15 protein-coding genes and 2 pseudogenes are annotated in these 18,098 nt (G+C 57.6%); 6 read left to right on the forward strand and 11 right to left on the reverse strand.

Translation table 11 applies throughout. The features are described 5' to 3' along the window. Window positions 1–13: 13 nt before the first annotated feature. Entirely contained in the window at window positions 14–892 is an 879-nt protein-coding gene (locus ACSQ36_RS15565) for a class I SAM-dependent methyltransferase (protein ID WP_436182567.1), read from the reverse strand. Further along, on the reverse strand, window positions 889–1,830 hold the full coding sequence (locus ACSQ36_RS15570) for a glycosyltransferase family 2 protein (RefSeq protein ID WP_436182568.1): 942 nt from the start codon (window positions 1,828–1,830) through the stop codon (window positions 889–891). Before ACSQ36_RS15570 ends, ACSQ36_RS15565 begins: the two co-directional genes overlap by 4 nt. Before the next feature lie 732 nt (window positions 1,831–2,562). Here ACSQ36_RS15570 and ACSQ36_RS15575 point away from each other — a divergent pair. From ACSQ36_RS15575 to ACSQ36_RS15585, 3 genes are read left to right on the forward strand one after another with little or no spacing between them, the layout of a single operon-like run. After that, a complete protein-coding gene (locus ACSQ36_RS15575) occupies window positions 2,563–3,516 on the forward strand; it encodes a GDP-L-fucose synthase family protein (RefSeq protein ID WP_436182569.1) in 954 nt (317 codons plus the stop codon). Between the two features lie 11 nt (window positions 3,517–3,527). Further along, complete coding sequence (locus ACSQ36_RS15580) at window positions 3,528–4,277, forward strand: glycosyltransferase family 2 protein (RefSeq protein WP_436182570.1); 750 nt, start codon at window positions 3,528–3,530, stop codon at window positions 4,275–4,277. A 1-nt stretch (window position 4,278) separates the two neighbouring features. Continuing rightward, on the forward strand, window positions 4,279–5,394 hold the full coding sequence (locus ACSQ36_RS15585) for a glycosyltransferase family 4 protein (protein ID WP_436182571.1): 1,116 nt from the start codon (window positions 4,279–4,281) through the stop codon (window positions 5,392–5,394). A gap of 2 nt (window positions 5,395–5,396) precedes the next feature. Here ACSQ36_RS15585 and ACSQ36_RS15590 read toward each other — a convergent pair whose 3' ends face one another. Together ACSQ36_RS15590 and gmd are read right to left on the reverse strand one after the other, a co-directional pair. Next, window positions 5,397–5,627 carry a hypothetical protein gene (locus tag ACSQ36_RS15590; protein ID WP_436182572.1) on the reverse strand — a complete coding sequence of 77 codons (231 nt, stop codon included), beginning with the start codon at window positions 5,625–5,627 and terminating at the stop codon, window positions 5,397–5,399. Window positions 5,628–6,014: 387 nt separating this feature from the next. Further along, window positions 6,015–7,052 (reverse strand): GDP-mannose 4,6-dehydratase, encoded by a 1,038-nt coding sequence (gene gmd / locus ACSQ36_RS15595; protein WP_145837967.1) that lies wholly within the window; start codon window positions 7,050–7,052, stop codon window positions 6,015–6,017. A gap of 909 nt (window positions 7,053–7,961) precedes the next feature. Between gmd and cysC the strand changes: the two are divergent. Together cysC and ACSQ36_RS15605 are read left to right on the forward strand one after the other, a co-directional pair. Beyond that, window positions 7,962–8,593 (forward strand): annotated as a pseudogene (gene cysC / locus ACSQ36_RS15600) (adenylyl-sulfate kinase). 696 nt (window positions 8,594–9,289) lie between these two features. Further along, entirely contained in the window at window positions 9,290–10,144 is an 855-nt protein-coding gene (locus tag ACSQ36_RS15605) for a symmetrical bis(5'-nucleosyl)-tetraphosphatase (RefSeq protein ID WP_436182573.1), read from the forward strand. Here ACSQ36_RS15605 and rfbD read toward each other — a convergent pair. From rfbD to rfbB, 4 genes are read right to left on the reverse strand one after another with little or no spacing between them, the layout of a single operon-like run. Continuing rightward, a complete protein-coding gene (rfbD, locus tag ACSQ36_RS15610; RefSeq protein ID WP_436182574.1) occupies window positions 10,141–11,067 on the reverse strand; it encodes a dTDP-4-dehydrorhamnose reductase in 927 nt (308 codons plus the stop codon). The two genes, ACSQ36_RS15605 and rfbD, sit on opposite strands and share 4 nt — an antisense overlap. Before the next feature lie 10 nt (window positions 11,068–11,077). Beyond that, window positions 11,078–11,629: a dTDP-4-dehydrorhamnose 3,5-epimerase gene (gene rfbC, locus ACSQ36_RS15615; protein ID WP_436182575.1), complete on the reverse strand. Its 552-nt coding sequence runs from the start codon at window positions 11,627–11,629 to the stop codon at window positions 11,078–11,080. After that, window positions 11,614–12,507 (reverse strand): glucose-1-phosphate thymidylyltransferase RfbA, encoded by an 894-nt coding sequence (rfbA, locus tag ACSQ36_RS15620; protein ID WP_436182576.1) that lies wholly within the window; start codon window positions 12,505–12,507, stop codon window positions 11,614–11,616. The genes rfbC and rfbA overlap by 16 nt, the downstream gene beginning before the upstream one ends. Window positions 12,508–12,519: 12 nt before the next feature. Then, window positions 12,520–13,587 carry a dTDP-glucose 4,6-dehydratase gene (rfbB, locus tag ACSQ36_RS15625; RefSeq protein ID WP_436182577.1) on the reverse strand — a complete coding sequence of 356 codons (1,068 nt, stop codon included), beginning with the start codon at window positions 13,585–13,587 and terminating at the stop codon, window positions 12,520–12,522. A gap of 443 nt (window positions 13,588–14,030) precedes the next feature. Here rfbB and ACSQ36_RS15630 point away from each other — a divergent pair. Beyond that, a pseudogene (locus ACSQ36_RS15630) lies at window positions 14,031–14,884 on the forward strand (symmetrical bis(5'-nucleosyl)-tetraphosphatase). Between the two features lie 5 nt (window positions 14,885–14,889). Here ACSQ36_RS15630 and ACSQ36_RS15635 read toward each other — a convergent pair. Genes ACSQ36_RS15635 through ACSQ36_RS15645 form a run of 3 tightly spaced genes read right to left on the reverse strand, consistent with a single transcriptional unit; the run spans window position 14,890 to window position 18,025 of the window. Next, window positions 14,890–15,699: a lysophospholipid acyltransferase family protein gene (locus ACSQ36_RS15635; RefSeq protein WP_436182578.1), complete on the reverse strand. Its 810-nt coding sequence runs from the start codon at window positions 15,697–15,699 to the stop codon at window positions 14,890–14,892. A 12-nt stretch (window positions 15,700–15,711) separates the two neighbouring features. Then, the gene (locus tag ACSQ36_RS15640; protein ID WP_436182579.1) at window positions 15,712–16,989 is read right to left on the reverse strand and encodes a dihydroorotase; all 1,278 of its coding nucleotides are present in this window, start codon (window positions 16,987–16,989) and stop codon (window positions 15,712–15,714) included. Window positions 16,990–16,993: 4 nt separating this feature from the next. Continuing rightward, window positions 16,994–18,025: an aspartate carbamoyltransferase catalytic subunit gene (locus ACSQ36_RS15645; RefSeq protein ID WP_436182580.1), complete on the reverse strand. Its 1,032-nt coding sequence runs from the start codon at window positions 18,023–18,025 to the stop codon at window positions 16,994–16,996. Window positions 18,026–18,098 lie beyond the last annotated feature (73 nt).

An 18,098-nucleotide genomic window follows, 5' to 3' on the forward strand; every position in this document is an offset into this window, starting at 1 on the left:
ATCATTCGTAGGCTCAGGCCGGACGCCGGGCCGTGGCCAGTGCGCGAATGCCGAATGGCAAATGGAATCGCGAAAGCCACCTGGACTCGACCTCCATGGCGACCCTGACAAAACCACTGCTGGCAGTGCTGGCAGCTTGCTCGCGAACCACCGTGGTGCTCTTCCGCGCCGACGCCCGCTTGTTCATCAGCTTTACTGCAGCGAAAGCAGGGAACAAGATGAAACCGAGATGGGACTTTCGGCTAACAGCGAAGCCGACTGAACTGAGCTTGTCAGTCAACTCGGACAAGGCGTACCGGCGAAAATGTTGCAATTCTTCGTCATACGAGTCATACAGCGACTTGCCCGCCGGAACCTCCGCGATCAGCACGCCCCCCGGTTTCAGTAACTGGAAAGCCTGACGCATGGCGCCAACGTCGTCCTCAATGTGTTCAAGAACATTCAACATGATCAGGACGTCCACGCTTTGAGCAGGCAGAGGGCATTGCAGCAGGTCGAAGCGGATCAACGGAACGCCCGGCAGCTTCTTAGCCAACCGATACAGCGGATCCTTCACCACGTCCGCGCCAATGACGCACGCATTAGGAAAAGACGCGACCAGTTCGCTGATCAAGAAACCTGAGGAGCAGCCGATCTCCATAATCACCGGCTTCGTGCCACGGATGACTTTCCTGATCTCCGCGATTGCGTTGCTTCGTGACGCAACGTCGACCGGGTGGTTATCGCCAGCCGCTTCTTCATGAAGGGCAGTCAAATCATCCGACCATCCCGCGAAATTCTCGCTGTATTCAAGGACAGGGCTACGAACGTCCCCGAGAACGAACTCGCGGCCGTCCCATTCCGGCCTAAAATCGGATCCGGCCGGCACCGGGAGACTGAACGGAAGGCTCACTCATGACCTCCAAAGTTGATTTTTTTATCCACGATATACATGGGACGACGTTTAACTTCGTCGTAAATGCGCCCAACGTATTCTCCGATCAGTCCCAGCCCAAGCAATTGAACACCGGCAAAGAAACAAATCAAGAGAACCGTCGTGGAAAGGCCGGGGGTGAGACTAAAGCCAACGAGTTTTTGCAGGACATACCAGGCCGCCATCAGAAACGATAAACCGGCCAGGCAGAAACCGGCAATCGACATCATGAACAAAGGCCGCGAGCTGAAACTAATAAGCCCGTTCAGGCCAATCTTCAGCGACCCCGTGAGGCGGTTGTAATTACCTTTGCCCGCGAACCGCTCATCGCGTTCATATTCAATGAACGCCTGCTTAAACCCGACGTACGCGACGAGACCACGCAAGAAGCCGTGACTCTCATTTAGCCGACGCAATTCCTCGATAACCCGGCGAGTCATTATGCGGAAGTCGCCCGTGTTCCGCGGGATGTTGACATCACTGAACTTGTTGATCACGGAATAGCCGACATGAGAAATAAACCTCTTGACCAGTGTTTCTCCCTTGCGCGACGTCCTCTTCGCATAGACCACTTCATAGCCTTCGCATAACTTTGCGTGCATTTGCTCGATAAGTTCAGGCTGGTCCTGTAAATCGACGTCAATCACGACGCACGCGTCACCAGTACAGCCAAGAATGCCTGCCATGGTGGCGGCGGGTTGGCCGAAGCGACGCGAGAAAACAAGCAGCCTGATTGACGTGTTCCGATTGATCTCTTCGAGAATGACCTCCTCCGTCCTATCTGGGGAGGGGTCAAGCGCGAAGACGATCTCATAGCTCATGCCGATCCGCTCGCAAACTGCCTCAGTGCGTGCGAGAAATGGCCGTATATTTGCCTCCTCCCTGTAGACCGGGACGATGATGGAGATATCTGGCACCAAGACTCCTGACTTATCGGATGTTGATAGTTGACGCGATGACTAACAATGTAACAACTCGAGCCGAGACGGAAGGTGCCCGTATCGCACCCGGCCATTCGCACTCAAGCCTCGAAGTTGCGAGCAAGGTCATTCACATACCCCATGCTTCAAAATTGCGAAGCGGAACTTGTCGTTGCGAACGCATGGGTAACATGGCGCAATGCGACGTTGATAGAGCGGAAATGCTGCCACTCTCCCAATGGATAACGAATCGGGCTTCCTTACCAAGTTTTCTCGTCATGGACACTTCCACGGTCAAAATTCGGGTCAGATTGTTGCCGCGACTCGAGCGATTCGTTCGCAGTATAACTGGTCGCTGCGTGCGGCTAGTAGTATCTAAAGCATGTAGTCCGGCGGACGGGCATGTCCGCCACCAAGCCCGCCAACTGCGGTAAACACAGTTGCACGGAGCGCAGGCCAGCCAAACAAGCAGCCCTCGGGACGCGTACGACCTGCTCTTATTGCAACATGTTCTGGCAGTAGCCGCGCTCTGCAGCCGCCAGGTTGGCCGGCGTCACATCAATGTTATAATCCCGACATCGGTGCCGGCTTCCGGCATCTCGCGAGATCGACTTTCCTTGGTCTTAATGCGGTCGGTACTCCGCCTCACCCATGGTCTACCGCAAGCCGTCCGAGGTGGGACTCGTGTGTACTGCTGTTCCAAACACCCTGACGAGCGAGATATCGATAATGTCGACGAGCGCAGCAAGCATCACCATAGCTTCCAAAATCTACGTCGCCGGTCATCGTGGCATGGTCGGCTCGGCAATTGTCCGCCGCCTGAAAGCCAGCGGATATGAAAACATCCTGAGCGCAACGCGCGCGGAACTTGACCTTGAAGATAATCACGCCGTGCGGTCGTTCATGCAGCGTGAAAAACCGGATTATGTCTTCCTCGCGGCAGCAAAAGTTGGCGGCATCTACGCCAACAACACGTATCCTGGCGAGTTCATCTTTCAGAACCTTGCCATCCAGAACAACGTTATCCATTCGGCCTACGAAGCAGGTGTCCAGCGGTTGTTGTTTCTCGGCTCATCTTGCATCTATCCGCGGGAGTGCCCTCAGCCTATCCGCGAAGACTACTTGTTGACCGGTCCGCTCGAACCGACCAATCAGCCGTATGCCATCGCCAAGATTGCCGGGGTCGAGCTCTGCGACGCGTACAACCGCCAATATGGTACGCAGTATGCGAGCGCCATGCCGACCAACCTCTACGGCCCCAACGACAACTACGACCTCGCGACGAGCCACGTGTTGCCAGCGCTGATTCGCAAGGCGCACGAAGCGAAGTTGCGCGGCGATCACGAACTGGTCGTCTGGGGCACGGGTACGCCGCGCCGCGAGTTCATGTATGTCGACGACATGGCCGACGCCTGCGTCTTCATGATGGAATCCGGCGTACCGTCCGGTCTATTCAACATCGGCCTGGGAACGGACGTCACGATTCGCGAAGTAGCGCAAGCGGTGGTCGAGGCAGTCGGCTTCGACGGAAAATTGACATTTGACACCACGAAGCCCGACGGCACACCGCGGAAGCTCCTGTCCGTTGACAAACTGAAGGCGCTCGGCTGGAAAGCGAAGACTGAGTTGCCGGAAGGCTTACGCCTCGCCTATCAAAGTTTCCTGAACGGGGACAAGCGGTAGCTGACCAGCGTATGCCCAACCGCAAGCCCGCCGTCACTGTCGTCGTTCCTTCGTTCAACCAAGGGCGCTTCCTCAAAGACGCCCTTCAATCGATAGCCGCGCAAAACGTCCGCACCGAGATCTTCGTGATGGACGGGGGCTCGACTGACAATTCGGTTTCGATCATCCGAAATTGGGAATCGAAGCTTGCAGGCTGGCGTAGTCACAAGGACGACGGGCAGGCTGCCGCGATCAACGAAGGCATCGCCCTGGGTACAGCCCCGTACGTTTGCTGGCTCAACAGCGATGACTTTCTGTTGCCCGGCGGCCTCGACAAACTCGTGGCAGCGCTGGAGCGCCACTCCATGTGGCCAGCCGCGTACGGCAAGGCACTGCATCTCGACGAGGTCACTGGCCGGCGCACACCCGCGTGGGTCGAGCCGTTCAACGAGCGCCGCATGGCGACACGCTGCGTTATCACCCAGCCAGCGTCACTGATTCGGCGCAGCGCGTGGACCGCAGTCGGAGGCCTCGACGTATCCCTGAAGATGGCGCTCGACTACGACCTCTGGTGGCGTCTTTATCGCACCGGTGGTCCGCTTGGCTTTGTCGATGAAGAAGTCGCGGTCAACCGCAACCACGATGAAACCAAAACGCGCATTCATCGCCGCCTGCATTACAAGGAAGCGATGGAAACCGTGCGCCGCCATCATGGCCACGTACCGTTGAAATGGTGGCTCGCCCAGCCTTACGCTGTCTGGTGGAAGACCCTCATCCGCTAGCATGCGAGTTCTCCATTTCTATAAGACCTACAAGCCGGATACGATGGGTGGCATCGAGCAGGTGATCGGCGAGATCTGCAGCGGCTCCGCACGCCGGGGTGTGGCAAGCGACGTGCTCACCGTCAGCCGTGACACGTCAACGGTCGATCTCGGCGACCACATGCACTATCGGGCGCGGCTCGACTTCAAGGTAGCGTCGTCGGCATTTTCGCTGTCGTCGCTCTCACGGTTGAGGGAACTCTCCCAGCACGCGGATGTGATCCACTACCACTTCCCGTGGCCGTTCATGGATATGGCGCATTTCCTCACACGCCTGAACAAGCCGACGGTCGTCACCTACCACTCGGATATAGTCCGGCAGAAAACACTCCTGCACTTCTATCGGCCTTTGATGATGCGCTTTCTCGGCAGCGTCACGCGCATCGTTGCGACCTCGCCGCAGTACGCGAAGAGCAGCGTGGTATTGCAACGGTTCGCCGATAAGGTCGAGGTGATCCCTTTCGGGCTGAACACGCAAGCTTATCCTCCCGCAACTGAAGCCAGACTGGCCGGATGGCGGACCCGCGTCGGACCCAAGTTCTTTCTGTTCGTTGGCATGCTGCGCTACTACAAGGGCTTGCATGTCCTGCTGGACGCCCTGAAGGGCTCCGATTACACCGTCGTCATCCTCGGTGGCGGTCCTCTCGAGAATGAACTGAAGTCACAGGCTGCGACGCTGGGATTGCGCAACGTGCATTTCGTCGGCGCGCTGCCCGATGAAGACAAGGTCGCCCTGCTTACGCTGTGCCATGCGCTCCTCTTTCCGTCGCATCTGAGATCGGAAGCATTCGGTATTTCACTGCTGGAAGCCGCCATGTTCGGCAAGCCGATGGTTTCGTGCGAGATCGGCACCGGAACGTCTTATGTGAACGTGGCTAATGAAACCGGGCTTGTCGTGCCGCCAGGCAATCCCGCCGCGTTACGCAATGCAATCGATCAGATCTGGCACGATGAAGCGATCGCAGTGAGATTCGGAGCTGCGGCGCAACAACGATTCTGCAAGCTTTTCACTGCTGACAAGATGGCGGACTCGTACGTCGATCTGTATAAACGGATTGTTAGCGAGGCATCGCGCTGACGTCAGATATCCCAGGATTCGAGCCTGACCAGGCCAGACTCTGCCGTGCAGACCCTCGTCGCAGCAATGCCGGCGATGCGTGCTGAATTACGAATGAAAGCGTTCATGGGACCATCGTCGGTATCCGCCGCGTGAAAGTGCTCGCGCAAAGCCGCGTGGCTAATGAGACCATGGTAGATCACCCCATCAAACTCGAAGCGAAAGTTGACGGTCTCCGAAAACGAGTCGTTCATCGGAAACAGATTCCTCTCCTGACTCTTTCTTTCGCGAGTTTCAACGCGCCTTGGATTCCAAAAGAAATTCAAGCTGCGCGAGGTTCCCCGGCTCATCGACAGTTCACGATGACAAAGTGCATAGCTTTCCCTTTTTGTGAGGAATCGCAGCATGCCGACCGAAGACGCTATTCCTCACAATGAGTGACGTGCGTAGGAATCCGTGCATCGATTTGGTCAGGACAACGGACCAGACGCTTGACAATATTATCTTCGGGTCAAATGTGCTCTCCACACCGATAGACCGCGGATCAAGCCACCGCCCCAAAATCAGTTGGGTCGGTGGCTCCGCTGTATCTCGGCCGATCTGACGAAAAACAAGTCTGGTCCCAATCACGAATTACTCGTTTAGAACGAAAAACCCGCCTTGTTCCGGCGCAGATCTTCCTCGACCATCATCTTGCAAAGCTGCTCCAGCGTAGTCTTTGGTTCCCAGCCAAGCTTTTCCTTCGCCTTTGCGGGGTTGCCGATCAACAGCTCAACTTCGGCCGGGCGGTAATACTTCGGATTCACGCGAACCAGCACCTTGCCGTTTGAATCGACGCCCTCTTCCTTCTCTCCCGCGCCGCGCCAATTCAGTTCAACACCGGTCGCCTTGAACGCCATGGTGACGAAATCGCGAACCGTCTCTGTCCGGTTGGTGGCAAGCACGAACGTATCCGGCTCGTCGGCCTGGAGCATACGATACATGCCCTCGACGTATTCCTTGGCAAAGCCCCAGTCGCGTTTTGCATCGATGTTGCCCAGTTCGAGCACATCCAACTTGCCAAGCGAAATCTTCGCCACCGAATCCGTGATCTTGCGCGTCACGAACTCGCGGCCGCGCAACGGCGACTCGTGATTAAACAGAATGCCGCTCGAACCAAAAATATCGTACGACTCACGATAGTTGATCGTAATCCAGTGGGCATACAGCTTCGCGACGCCATAGGGGCTACGCGGATAAAACGGCGTGTCTTCCTTTTGCGGAATTGCCTGGACCTTCCCGAACATTTCGGAGGTAGAAGCCTGATAAAAACGAATCGATTTATCGACGATACGGATTGCTTCCAGCTGATTCAACGCACCTACGCCGGTGATTTCTGCCGTGGTGGCCGGCTGGTCGAACGAGACACCGACAAAACTTTGCGCCGCAAGGTTATACACTTCACGCGGCTGGGCCATTTCGAGCAAGCGGATGGTGGCGCCCAGATCAGTCAGATCGTGCTCGACCAGGTTCAGCTTCGGATGGTTCAGGACACCGAGTTCCTCCATGCGCCAGAAATTGACCGAACTCGTACGCCGGTAGGTGCCATGAACCTCGTAGCCCTTCTCAAGCAACAATTGCGTGAGATATGCCCCGTCTTGCCCGGTAATGCCTGTGACCACTGCGCTCGTCAATTCCATCTCCTTTAAGTAGACCCATCTGCTCGATAGCACTATCGTGCTTGATGGAGAAATGCTCAGGGCTCAATTGTAACCGAGCCAACATAGCCGCCAAACGTTCCGGCCTCAGTCACAAGACGCAAGGGCGGTACCCGGCAAACCCGCCCGCAGTGCGCCCGCCTCTGCCGACTTCTCACAAGCGCAAAACGGCACATGACCGCATTTCGATATATGGATGCGACGCACAGCGTGCCCGCACTTGGGCGCGAGGCGCTAGGAGAGATTCTAAACTCAGAAAAAATGATAAAAATCGTGCGAAGTGCAAGCGCGCTCATTTGACCAAGCGAGGCTGCGTATCTCACTCACCCAATAGATCACATGGCGTCTCCGTGGATGCTCGGCGCTTGGCCGCCCGATTCCCAGCACAACAGGCATGACGATGAACATTTCGTGGTCGGAAGGCGACCCCAAGCATCCCTTCGTAACATGAAATTTGTGATTCGGCATAAATGATCGCGGCGATTTTAATATATTCCCGATATTTCAAAGATGTAAATTTTGATTACGACAAGAGGATTTCACGGCCATCTGGTTGACGTCGACCAAGGGTTTAAATATTATTTAATTCAATAATAGGGAATGCGATCTTTCTTGGAAGCCTGTTCAAATTTTTTTCAGAAAAGCCTCGCTCAGACTTCTTGGCAAGGAACCCGTTTCGGTTTTGAAGTTGAGGTTGGTTTTAACAATTGACTGCATTGTCAAAATTGAAAAATCAAGCATTTCGAGCGACACGTTATTACCAATAATTATTTTCTGTGACAACTATTCCAAGGAACATTGAGTGTAATATATGTAATATCGCCGTTTTTACTAGATTGAGTGCATACGCTACGCCCCAGGCGGCACCAGAAATTCTTACGCAGGACTTTTATGACGCGTCGTCAAAACTTCGAAACTATCCTCGCCCGCCCTTCGCCACATGTCGTGAAGCAGACAATAACAGTCACGCGTGCCAGTCGTGAAGCGAGGAACCATCACCGCGGTGCCGTGGTTTGGCTGACGGGGTTGCCAGGCTCGGGTAAGTCGACAATTGCAGACGCAACGGAACGTAATCTTTACGCGCTGGGCATGCAAACCGCGCTTCTCGACGGTGATAATGTCCGGCTTGGCTTGTGCGCCGACCTAGGATTTTCCGAAGCGGATCGTAATGAAAACGTCCGGCGGGTCGCCGAGACGGCCAAACTGTTTATAGAGTGCGGGATAGTTGTCATTGTTGCGCTGGTTTCTCCAATTCGGGAGACACGAGAACAAATAAAACAGTACTCGACCCGGACGACTTTCTCGAAATCTATTGTAGTTGTCCGTCCATAGTTTGCCAGGGGCGAGATCCCAAGGGTCACTATGCTCGAGCAACGCGCGGAGAAATCCGTGAATTTACCGGGGTGTCTTCTCGTTATGAAGAACCGCTCGCGCCAACGCTACTTCTAAATACAGACCAACAAACAGCAGAACAATCAGTCGAATTGCTCACTGAGTTGATACTCAAGCGTTGCAAGTCCTAAGCATTGCGAAACTGATAGTTGGCTCTCACGTTACAATTTCAATGCGATGCACTGATGGGGACAATTAAACCGGGTCGTTTGTATAACTTATGCAATCGCTGGGTAAATGCTGACCCTATTTTGCTCTGCCATATAGGCGACGTGTACGTCCCTACGCAGGCATCTTCACATCACGCGCGCTTGCAATTTCTTATCTGTATATGTGAGTTCGTAGGCGGTGCAGTAGCTACCGCCTACGAAGCTGCCGAAATACGATTCGAGAATCGGTTTCACTGAGGGCTGTTTTCAACGTCCACAGTCGATAACGATTGCTCAGACGAGGCCCGGACACCGAGGCGTTGGAGTAGCAACCATCGCCAAGCCCCCTCCTCTGTCGCATCGGCACTTCTGTGTTGCAAATGCATGGACGCGGCGGCATCGATCCAAGGAGAAGCCCCAGGTGAATGCATGCCGGGCACGGCCTCGATGCAATTAGAGCGCGCTAGGTTCCCAAGTATGCGCCAGCGCATCGACATCCAATCCTTGTGACACAACACCTGCCTACCTCAAAGAATTTTGGCAGTTAAACTACTCGCTTGTGGCGCCACCGCATCCGCAATGACTTGCGACCGTCGGATGACACGCCGGCATTGAGAACACCGTTACGCGCCTGTCCTCCGACACTCCTTCACCGATTTTGTAGCCAGTGCCTCACTTATGCTGCTTTCCCCTGCCCAATACTCTCCACCGCTTGCTTTCGGCGATATCCAGGGTTGCCACGAAGCATTCCAGCGCCTCCTGGCCAAAGCCGCGCCGAGCGCTGCCACGCCACTGTGGTTCGCCGGCGACATCATCAATCGCGGCCCCGAATCGCTCGCCACGCTGCGTGACCTGATCGCCCTCGGCGACCGTGCAGTCGCCGTCCTGGGCAATCACGACCTGCACCTGCTGTCGGTATCGGCGGGGATCCGGAAGTCGAAAAAAGGCGACACCATCGACGAAATCCTGGCTGCTCCCGACGCCGCGGATCTCCTCGACTGGGTCCGGCATCGTCCGATCGCGCATTTCGATCACGGCATGCTGATGGTTCATGCGGGCGTCCTGCCGCAATGGGACGTGGCGCTGACACTCGAACTCGCCGATGAATTCCAGCGCGCTCTACGCGCACCCAACTGGAAAGAAACGCTCGCGAGCCTCTACGGCAACGAGCCGACCCGCTGGAAACCCAAGCTCAAGGGCAGCGACCGGCTGCGGGTGGTGTGCAATGCTCTGACGCGTCTGCGCTTCTGCTCCGCCGAAGGCGACATGGACTTCTCGTCCAGCGGCGGCGTGGACTCGGCGCCCCCGGGCTTCATGCCCTGGTTCGACGTGCCGTCGCGCGGAACGGCGGACGTGACCGTCGTGTTCGGCCATTGGGCCGCGCTCGGCCTCATCATCCGCGATAACGTCATCGGACTCGATTCAGGCTGCGTGTGGGGCGAAGAGCTGACGGCAGTGCGATTGGCCAGCAATCCGGCCGAACGCACGGTGACCCAGGTGGAATGCTCGAACTGCCGCGCGGTTATCGACTAAATGTCCTGCACGGGGATTTGCAACAAATCCGCCATGCAGAGCTCCAGCGCCTGGCGCCAGTCAGGCGCCGTCAGTCCGAAAGTCGCGAACAGCTTATGGTTCGATAGCCGGGAGTTCTCCGGCCGGACCGCAGCGGTCGTAGAACCCGGGTAGGCAGCGGTGGAGATCGCCTTGACCACCGGCTTGTTCGCAAGCGTCGATGTGTCGAAGATGGCCTGAGCGAAGCCACACCACGAGGTCGCGCCAGAAGCCGTCAGGTGGTAAATGCCCGAGCGTCGCAGCCACTCGTCTCGATCCTGGACAAGAAGCTGGGACAACACATTGGACGTCATCGCTGCAATGGTCCTGGACCATGTCGGCGCGCCTATCTGGTCGTCCACCACGCTCAACTCCTCCCGTTGCGCACCAAGCCGCAACATCGTCCGGAGAAAGTTCTTTCCCCGCGAGCCATATACCCAACTGGTCCGCAAGATCAGATGCGCGCAACCCGACTCCGCAATCGCCTGCTCGCCGGCCACCTTGCTCTTGCCATAGACATTCAACGGATTCACGGCGTCATCTTCCTCGTACGGACCGTCCTTCGTGCCATCGAAGACATAGTCAGTCGAGTAGTGAACGAGCAACGCGCCGAGACGCTTTGCCTCCTGAGCTAGAATATCCGGTGCTTCGGCATTGAGACGCAGCGCGGCAGCCGCATCGCGTTCGGCTGCATCCACGGCCGTATAAGCTGCCGCGTTGACGATCAACGCAGGCGACAGTTCGCGCACAATCTGTCGAATCTGTTCGGAGTCTCCGAGATCAAGGCCGCTACGATCCAACGCCACCACTTGCCCCAAACCCTGCAGACTGCGCGCCAGTTCGAAACCAACCTGGCCGTTGGCGCCAGTCAGCAAAATCAGTTGCCGCTCGTGTCCGGTGGTCATCTACAGGCTCTCACGTAAAGTACTGCGCGTCGGCCAGCCGCACGGCCGCCGCATCTTTCGCCGCCAGCAACGGTTCGAAATCGATCGGCCACTCAATCCCAATTTCCGGATCGTTCCAGATGATGCTGCGTTCGTGCGCCGGGTACCAGTAGTCCGTCGTCTTGTAGAGAAACTGCGCCGACTCCGATAACACTACAAACCCATGCGCAAAACCCGGTGGCACCCACAATTGCCGATGGTTCTCCTCCGACAGATGCACACCCACCCACTTGCCAAAATTCGGCGAGCTCTTGCGGATATCGACGGCCACATCGAATACTTCGCCTTCCACCACGCGCACGAGTTTGCCCTGTGCGTGCTCGACCTGATAATGCAAACCACGCAACACGCCCTTGGCCGAGCGGGAATGGTTGTCCTGCACGAACTGAACATCCACTCCTACCTGGTCCGAGAACTCGCGGCCGTTAAAGCTTTCGTAGAAGTAGCCCCGGGCATCGCCGAACACTTTCGGTTCGATGATCCTGACTTCAGGCAGCGCGGTGGCGCTTACGTGGATGACCATGCGACTTGATCGTTTGACAGGTTGAGAAGGTATTGTCCATATGCATTCTTCGCGAGCGGCCTGGCAAGCCTGAGCAACTGCTCGTCGTCAATCCATGCTCGACGATAGGCAATTTCCTCCGGGCACGCGACCATCAGGCCCTGCCGTTTTTGTAGCGTCGCTATGAACGTGGCAGCTTCAATAAGCGAATCGTGCGTCCCGGTATCGAGCCATGCAAAACCACGTCCCATGATCTCGACGGTCAGTTTCTCCTGCTCAAGATAGCGGGAATTCACGTCAGTGATTTCGAGTTCACCGCGCAGCGACGGCTTGATATCGGCAGCGATGTCGCAGACCTGGTTGTCGTAGAAATAGAGTCCGGTAACCGCGTAGTTCGAACGCGGCTTCAAGGGTTTTTCTTCTATCGATAACGCACGAAACTGCTTGTCGAACTCCACTACGCCATAACGCTCGGGATCCTGGACGTGATAGGCAAATACGGTCGCGCAATCGCTACGAGCATCGGCGCGCTCGAGTTGCTTCACGAGATCGTGGCCATAAAAGATGTTGTCGCCAAGGATCAGTGCCGACGGATCGTTGCCGATGAATTCCTTGCCGATAATGAACGCCTGCGCCAATCCATCGGGCGATGGCTGCACTTCGTAGCAAATATTCATGCCCCACTGGGTTCCGTCGCCGAGCATCGCTTCGAATCGCGGCGTGTCCTGCGGAGTGGAGATGATCAACACGTCACGAATGCCCGCAATCATCAGCGTGGAAAGCGGGTAGTAGATCATCGGCTTATCGTACACAGGCAACAGCTGCTTTGAGACGACATGCGTGATCGGATAAAGCCGTGTTCCAGAACCACCAGCCAGAATGATGCCCTTGCGTGCCATGGTCGATTCCTGTCAGTTATGCGCACGCTGCGCGTAGTTCGTTTCGACCCACTTCAGGTACTCGCCGGAGGCTACATCGTCGGACCATTCCTGGTTGTCGAGATACCACCGGACAGTCTTTGCCAGACCGGTTTCGAACGTCTCCGCCGGCTTCCATCCAAGCTCGCGCTCAAGCTTGCGCGCGTCGATCGCATAACGCCGGTCGTGTCCCGGCCGGTCTGTCACATACGTGATCTGATCACGGTAAGATCCGTTCGATTTCGGCTTGAAGCGGTCGAGCAAATCACAAAGTGTGTGGACCACTTCAAGGTTCTTCTTCTCGTTCCAACCACCGACGTTGTAAGTCTCTCCCGGTTTTCCGCGTGCAAGCACTTCGCGAATCGCGCTGCAGTGGTCGCCGACGTAGAGCCAGTCGCGCACGTTCTGGCCGTCCCCATACACAGGCAGCGGCTTGCCGGCTGTCGCATTGGCGATCATCAGCGGAATCAGTTTTTCCGGGAATTGATACGGCCCGTAGTTATTCGAGCAGTTGGTCGTGAGGACCGGCAGACCATACGTGTGGTGATAGGCGCGGACGAGATGATCCGACCCAGCCTTCGTGGCTGAATAAGGGCTGTTAGGCGCGTAAGGTGTGGTCTCGGAGAACTGGGGATCGATTGCGGAGAGCGATCCGAACACTTCATCCGTTGAAACATGCAGGAAGCGGAAGGTGGTTTTTTCCGTCTCGGACAAGGTTGTCCAATAAGCGCGGGTCGCTTCGAGCAACGTGAACGTACCCACCACATTGGTCTGCACAAAATCCGCCGGCCCATGGATCGAACGATCGACGTGGCTCTCAGCCGCAAAATGCAGGATGGCGCGCGGCCTGTGCTGGGCGAGCAGCGCATCCATCGCGGCGCGATCGCAAATATTCGCGCGGGCAAACACGTGCCGGGCATTGTCTTGTTGCGATTTGAGCGTACCGAGATTGCCTGCATAGGTCAGAGCGTCGACGTTCAGCACCGCTTCTTCAGAAACGTGCAGCCAATCAAGCACGAAGTTAGCGCCGATAAAACCCGCACCGCCGGTCACTAGGATCATGTAATTTTTGCGCGAAAAGTTGATTAACAAATCTGATTGCCGCGAACCATCGAAGCGTAGTCGAAAAGAAATCGCGCAATCGGACATTCACAAGCTACTTTGTGTTGTCGCGAAGATATCACAGTGACATAACAGCTATCCGCCTAGCCAATCGGGTGCCTCACGTTCATCAGGCGAAATCCGGTGGAGCGCACTGGAGCGCGGGGTGAACCGTCGCCAGCCAGTCGGCGCGTGGTTTCAAACGACACACACTTGTCCTCAAAGCGCTAAGGTTGCAACACCCGCCTGCCCCAAAGAAATTTGGCAGTTAAACTACTCGTTTGTGCCGTCATCGCGCCCACAATGACTGGCCACCATCGGCGGATACACTTGCATTTCGAATTCTGATACGCCCGCGTCCTCCGACACTCATTCACCGATTTTGTAGCCAATTTGCCTCATTTATGCTGCTTTCTCCTGCGCAATACGTCCCACCGTTCGCATTTGGCGATATCCGGGGTTGCCCGAAGCTTTCCAGCGCCTATTGACGAAAGCCGCGCCGAGCGACGCTACCCCATTGTGATTCGCCGGCGACGTCATCAATCGGGGTCCCGACTCGCTCGCCACGCTGCGTGACCTGATCGCCCTCGGCGACCGTGCAGTCGCCGTCTTGGGCAATCACGACCTGCACCTGCTGTCGGTATCGGCGGGGATCCGGAAGTCGAAAAAAGGCGACACCATCGACGAAATCCTGGCTGCTCCCGACGCCGCGGATCTCCTCGACTGGGTCCGGCATCGTCCGATCGCGCATTTCGATCACGGCATGCTGATGGTTCATGCGGGCGTCCTGCCGCAATGGGACGTGGCGCTGACACTCGAACTCGCCGATGAATTCCAGCGCGCTCTACGCGCACCCAACTGGAAAGAAACGCTCGCGAGCCTCTACGGCAACGAGCCGACCCGCTGGAAACCCAAGCTCAAGGGCAGCGACCGGCTGCGGGTGGTGTGCAATGCTCTGACGCGTCTGCGCTTCTGCTCCGCCGAAGGCGACATGGACTTCTCGTCCAGCGGCGGCGTGGACTCGGCGCCCCCGGGCTTCATGCCCTGGTTCGACGTGCCGTCGCGCGGAACGGCGGACGTGACCGTCGTGTTCGGCCATCGGGCCGCGCTCGGCCTCATCATCCGCGATAACGTCATCGGACTCGATTCAGGCTGCGTGTGGGGCGAAGAGCTGACGGCAGTGCGGTTGGCCAGCGACCCGGCCGAACGCACGGTGACGCAGGTGGAATGCCCGAACTGCCGCGTAGTCACCGACTGAAACGCTCAATGCCGCGGCGTCACCGCTTCGAACTCGGCAACCGCTCCCGTGTCGTCGCTAACAACCGCCACCGGTGCCCCCAGCCCCGCCTGCATCCGCCGCAACGCCGCCTCCACCGCCGCCTGCGCCTCTTTCGCCAGCACGCGCCTGTCGGCACCCGGCTCGATCGCATCGCAGACGTAAAGATGCGCTGTCAGCGGCGTATCGCGGAGCATCGCGTTCAGCGTGAACGCCAGCGTCAGGTCATCGATATAAGCCGGCGCCGCCGATTGCCGTCCGTTCGCGTCTTCGTACATCAGGCAGATCGGTTGCACCGGACGAGACGCCGACACAGCCGCCTGAAACAAGTTGGAGTGAAACGGCAGCAAGTCCGCGCCAGACGACGTCGTCCCTTCCGGAAACACGCACATCAGTTCGCCGCGCACCAGCCGCTCCGACAGCTCATGCATGATGCGTTTCGCATCGCTACGTTTTTCGCGTTGAAGGAAGATCGTGTCGAGTTGTTGCGCAAGCCAGCCGACCAGCGGCCATTGGCGAACCTCCGCCTTCGATACAAACGGCGTCGGCCGCCACGCGTTGATCACGTAGATATCGATCCAGGACACGTGGTTGCCGACCACGAGCGCGCCGCTATCGAGCCGCGCCTGATCGTTGTGCACGACAAGCTTCATCCCGCATCGACGCAACATTTCAACCGACCAGAGGCGATTCAGCTCCATGCGCACCTGCGGCGTCGCGTTCGGGAAACGCGTGGCGACCGTCCACATGCCGTGAAGCAGATGCCCAAAAATCCGTACTTTGCGGAAAGCGAACATGGTCAGGACCGGTCAGCGCGCTTCATAGGCGATATGCCCCGACACCAGCGTCATGAGCACACGCGCCGGCAATTCATAACCGAGGAACGGTGAGTTGTGCCCCTGGCTCTTGAGGTTGGCGGGCTCGACGAGCCATTCGGCGGCGGGATCGAAGAGACAGAGATCGGCTGATTCGCCCACCGCAATACGCCCGGCGTTCAGCTTGAGCACGCCGGCCGGCGCAGTCGTGATACGCGTGAGCGCCTTCGCCAGCGGTACGCGCGCCTCACGCGCCCATTTCACCGTCAGCGACAGCAGCAGTTCCAGCCCAGTCGCGCCCGGCGTGGCTTCGGCGAAGGGCAGCAGCTTTTCGTCATCGTCGAGCGGGGTGTGATCGGAGCAGATTGCATCGATAGTGCCATCGGCCAGCCCCGCACGAATCGCGTCGCGGTCACGCTGCGAGCGCAACGGCGGATCGAGACGAAATTGCGAGTTGAAATAACCGATGTCCATGTCAGTCAGATGCACGTGGTTGATGGTCACGTCGCAGGTCACGGGCAAGCCCTCGGCCTTCGCCTCGCGCACGAGCGCAACGCCCGCCGCCGACGACAAATGCGACAAGTGCACGCGCGCGCCCGAGACCCGGACCAACTCAAAAATGGTATGCAACGCGATGGTTTCCGCCGACACCGGCACGCCCGACAACCCCAGTCGCGACGCCACCGCGCCACTCGCCGCCACGCCGCCGCTCGCCATGTAAGAGTCTTGCGGACGCAGCCACACGGCGTACCCGTACGTGGTCGCATATTGCAGCGCGCGCAGGAGCGTGCGTGTATTGACAATCGGTGTATCCGCCTGCGAGAAGCCGATGCAACCCGACTCGGTCAACTCGACCATTTCGGTGATCGCCTCGCCCTTGAGTCCTACCGTCAGCGCGCCGAGCGGATACACGTGCGCCTGATGCAGCTTCTGCGCGCGGAACTTGAGCATTTCGACAAGCCCCGGTTCATCGAGAACGGGATCGGTGTCGGGCGGACAGACGAGACTCGTCACGCCACCTGCGGCTGCGGCCGCCATTTCGGACTCGAGCGTAGCCTTGTGTTCAAAACCCGGCTCACGCAACCGCGCGCTCAGGTCGACAAAACCCGGCGCGAGAGCCAAGCCTTTTGCATCGATCACCCGCGCCGCGTTGAAATCGGCAGGGGCATCGCCAATGGCTACGATCTTCCCCGCCGCGATAAACACATCGGCCAGGGTTTCCGTGCCCGTAGCCGGGTCAATGAGCGTGCCACCCTGTATATGTATCTTCATGGTGTTAGTCGTGATTTCCGGCAACGATGCCCATTACCGCCATCCGCACGGCAATTCCGAATGTGACCTGGTTGAGGATCACGGATTGCGGGCCGTCGGCCACTTGCGAATCAATTTCCACGCCGCGATTCATCGGTCCGGGATGCATCACGATAGCGTCGGGCGCAGCCAGCGCGAGACGCTCGGGCGTGAGTCCCCAGGACTTGAAATACTCTTGCGCCGAGGGCAGCAACGCGCCGCTCATGCGTTCATTCTGCAAGCGCAGCATGATGATCACATCGACGCCCTTCAAGCCTTCGTCGAGGTTGTGATACACGTGCACGCCCATCTCATTGAGATTGCTCGGCAGCAAGGTACGCGGACCAATCGCGCGCACTTCCGGCACGCCGAGCGTGGTCAGCGCGTGAATATCAGAGCGAGCGACGCGCGAATGCAAAATGTCACCCACGATAGCCACACGCAGATTCGTGAAATCGCGCTTGTAATGGCGGATGGTGTACATGTCGAGCAAACCCTGTGTCGGGTGTGCATGACGCCCGTCGCCGGCATTGATGACATGCACGTGTGGCGCGCAATGCTCGGCAATCAGATACGGCGCCCCGCTCGACGCATGACGCACGACAAACATGTCCGCGTGCATGGCCGAGAGGTTGTTGATGGTGTCGAGCAGCGACTCGCCCTTGCTCGTGGACGACGCATTGATATTCAGATTCAGCACGTCCGCCGAGAGTCGCTTCGCAGCGATCTCGAATGTGGTCCGGGTGCGCGTGGAGTTCTCGAAGAACAGGTTGAAGACTGACTTGCCGCGCAGCAGCGGCACTTTCTTGATCTCGCGATCCGTCACGCTGACGAACTGTTCGGCGGTATCGAGAATATGCGTGACGACGGCGCGTGGAAGTCCTTCTATGGTGAGCAGATGCTTGAGTTCGCCGTTCTTCGTGAGCTGTGGATTGCCTTTGAGAAAACCATAGCGCGAAGACGCCGGTTTTCTGTCCGGCTCGCGGCTTTCGGCAGAACCCTGGGTGGCCGTGTGCATGTCGATCCTGGTGGTGCGTTATTTCTTGTCTGGGGAGAGGTGGCGCTGCTATTCGCTGCTGTTTGTGTCCGTG

It is taken from the genome of Caballeronia sp. LjRoot34, assembly GCF_964253815.1.
Taxonomy (GTDB): Bacteria; Pseudomonadota; Gammaproteobacteria; order Burkholderiales; family Burkholderiaceae; genus Caballeronia.

Coding starts and splice junctions, on each gene's coding strand:
- ACSQ36_RS15575 (WP_436182569.1), top strand. CDS start 2,563: ATGTCGACGAGCGCAGCAAGCATCACCATAGCTTCCAAAATCTACGTC.
- ACSQ36_RS15580 (WP_436182570.1), top strand. CDS start 3,528: ATGCCCAACCGCAAGCCCGCCGTCACTGTCGTCGTTCCTTCGTTCAAC.
- ACSQ36_RS15585 (WP_436182571.1), top strand. CDS start 4,279: ATGCGAGTTCTCCATTTCTATAAGACCTACAAGCCGGATACGATGGGT.
- ACSQ36_RS15590 (WP_436182572.1), bottom strand. CDS start 5,627: ATGAACGACTCGTTTTCGGAGACCGTCAACTTTCGCTTCGAGTTTGAT.
- gmd (WP_145837967.1), bottom strand. CDS start 7,052: ATGGAATTGACGAGCGCAGTGGTCACAGGCATTACCGGGCAAGACGGG.
- ACSQ36_RS15605 (WP_436182573.1), top strand. CDS start 9,290: ATGCTGCTTTCCCCTGCCCAATACTCTCCACCGCTTGCTTTCGGCGAT.
- rfbD (WP_436182574.1), bottom strand. CDS start 11,067: ATGACCACCGGACACGAGCGGCAACTGATTTTGCTGACTGGCGCCAAC.
- rfbC (WP_436182575.1), bottom strand. CDS start 11,629: ATGGTCATCCACGTAAGCGCCACCGCGCTGCCTGAAGTCAGGATCATC.
- rfbA (WP_436182576.1), bottom strand. CDS start 12,507: ATGGCACGCAAGGGCATCATTCTGGCTGGTGGTTCTGGAACACGGCTT.
- rfbB (WP_436182577.1), bottom strand. CDS start 13,587: ATGATCCTAGTGACCGGCGGTGCGGGTTTTATCGGCGCTAACTTCGTG.
- ACSQ36_RS15635 (WP_436182578.1), bottom strand. CDS start 15,699: ATGTTCGCTTTCCGCAAAGTACGGATTTTTGGGCATCTGCTTCACGGC.
- ACSQ36_RS15640 (WP_436182579.1), bottom strand. CDS start 16,989: ATGAAGATACATATACAGGGTGGCACGCTCATTGACCCGGCTACGGGC.
- ACSQ36_RS15645 (WP_436182580.1), bottom strand. CDS start 18,025: ATGCACACGGCCACCCAGGGTTCTGCCGAAAGCCGCGAGCCGGACAGA.